The organism is Gammaproteobacteria bacterium (assembly GCA_003696665.1).
Classification (GTDB): domain Bacteria; phylum Pseudomonadota; class Gammaproteobacteria; order Enterobacterales.
Map to the genome: position 1 here is coordinate 1 of RFGJ01000573.1, position 1,823 is coordinate 1,823.

A 1,823-nucleotide genomic window follows, 5' to 3' on the forward strand; every position below is an offset into this window, starting at 1 on the left:
ACACCATCGTCAACCTGCTCCCCTGGCCGCAGGCCGACCTGTATCTCATCATTCCCGCCGGTTTGCCGGCCTGGCTGGTGACAGTGGCCTGGCTGCGGGCGCGTTGGAGGAAGGTATGAGCAAAAAGTGGCATTGGTTGGCGGCATTTGTGTTTTTGATGGCGCTTGTATTGCGTGTATACCATTTGGGTTCGCAAGGACTCTTCCTTGATGAAGCCTGGTCTTGGGATGCAGCGCGTCTTCCTCTGGGGGATTTGTTCAAATTGCCTTTGCACGACCCGCATCCCGTGTTCTACTATCTGTTGTTGAAAATCTCACTGTGGGTATTGCCAGCAACTGAAGCAGGGCTGCGGGCCTTGAGCGCGTTCTTCTCATTGGCGGCCATTGTTGTGTTAGGGGCTGCCGCGGTGCGTTGGTGGGGATGGGATGCTGTGTTCCCTGTGGTGTTATTGGCCGCGATGTCGCCGTTCGATGTATACTACGCGCAGGAAGCGCGCATGTATACCCTGTTATCTGCCGTCGTGGTATTGTCTGCCTGTCTCTTGGTTTTTGCTTTGGATGACCACGCTGAATGGTTGTTTCCCTGGGGATTGAGCGCGGCACTGCTCCCCTGGATTCATGCCTATGGACTGCTTTACCTGGGGGCGGAAATTTCTTTGCTGGTGCTGGTGGGTTTGACGCGTTATCGCAAAGGTGCGTTACCTGCGCTGTTTCTTCGTCGGGCAGTGGTTGGGAGTATTGCTGCCATCCTTGGGGCGCTGCCCATGATGATTTTGTTTTGGACATACAGGCAGGGAAACGCGGGAGGGGCCTGGGTTCCCTCGTGGTCTGACTTATGGCGCTTTGGCGGCTTGCTTTCTGTTGGCTTTCCCGCTGTACGAGATTATTTTCTGGATGGGGCGCACCTGATTCCGCCGGTTTTATCCAGCCTTTCATGGGTTGTGTGGACCATCATCGGGCTTGCCTGGTTTTTCGTACCTCCTCTGATTGGATATTTCTCGTACAAGAGAGACGATGAAGGGAATGAGACCGTGTCGCTTGCGCTGTTATGGATTGCTGTCTTACCTGTGCTGATGGCCTTCGGATACGCGCGAGTGCTGCAAAATCGCATGTGGGCCTTCAAGTCTTTGTTGGGCAGTGCCATGTTGTTGTATCTGTTTCTAAGCGCGGGGATTATACGTGTACCGCGCCTGTTTCGCGTGTTGTGGCTGGGGGGATGCGTCTTATTGTCACTCAATGCCCTGTGGCCTTATTACCACACCTGGCAAAAGACAGTGATGCCTGCTGCTATTGAGCAAATCAATCCGTCCAGTGAATGGGCATTGGTACTCAAGCCCCCCTATGCTGCGCCGGTGGCTTACTTTTACGCCGGCGAAAATATCCCCTTGTGGGGGCTGACCGGGAAGGGTAAATTGGTGGATGTTCCTTCGCCGTTTGTGTCTGCATTTTACGCGCCCCCAGATGGAATTTCCTGTCACACTCCCGCTATGCAGCGTGTTCAAGAGATATGGCTTTTAGGAGCCGAGCCCCAAACCGTCCTGGCGTCTTATCCTTGTCTCGAGAAAGTTGACCTGTGGTGGTATTCCGGCGGTCAGTGGATTAAATCTCCCTGAGCGTTTCTGCACGCTCAACCGTACAGATTGCGTCCCATCGTTGGGGGTACTTCCACAATCGACCCGTCTGCCCCCGCAGCCAGACAGGCACGAGCCGCCAGCAACACCAAATCGGCGTGCCCGTCATCGCGCCCCCGCAGCCGGTTTTCTGGATATCCTGCTCGGTTTTCTGGCGCTGGGGCATGCCTTTTCTGTGCAATACCTGTTGTGG

2 protein-coding genes are annotated in these 1,823 nt (G+C 55.0%); one reads left to right on the top strand and one right to left on the bottom strand.

All coding sequences use genetic code 11. The features are described 5' to 3' along the window. The first annotated feature begins 115 nt into the window (after positions 1-115). Positions 116-1,612: a hypothetical protein gene (locus D6694_13960; protein RMH36364.1), complete on the top strand. Its 1,497-nt coding sequence runs from the start codon at positions 116-118 to the stop codon at positions 1,610-1,612. Positions 1,613-1,626: 14 nt separating this feature from the next. Here the strand turns inward: D6694_13960 and D6694_13965 are convergent. After that, the coding region (locus tag D6694_13965) for a hypothetical protein (protein ID RMH36365.1) at positions 1,627-1,823 on the bottom strand (197 nt) is incomplete at its 5' end.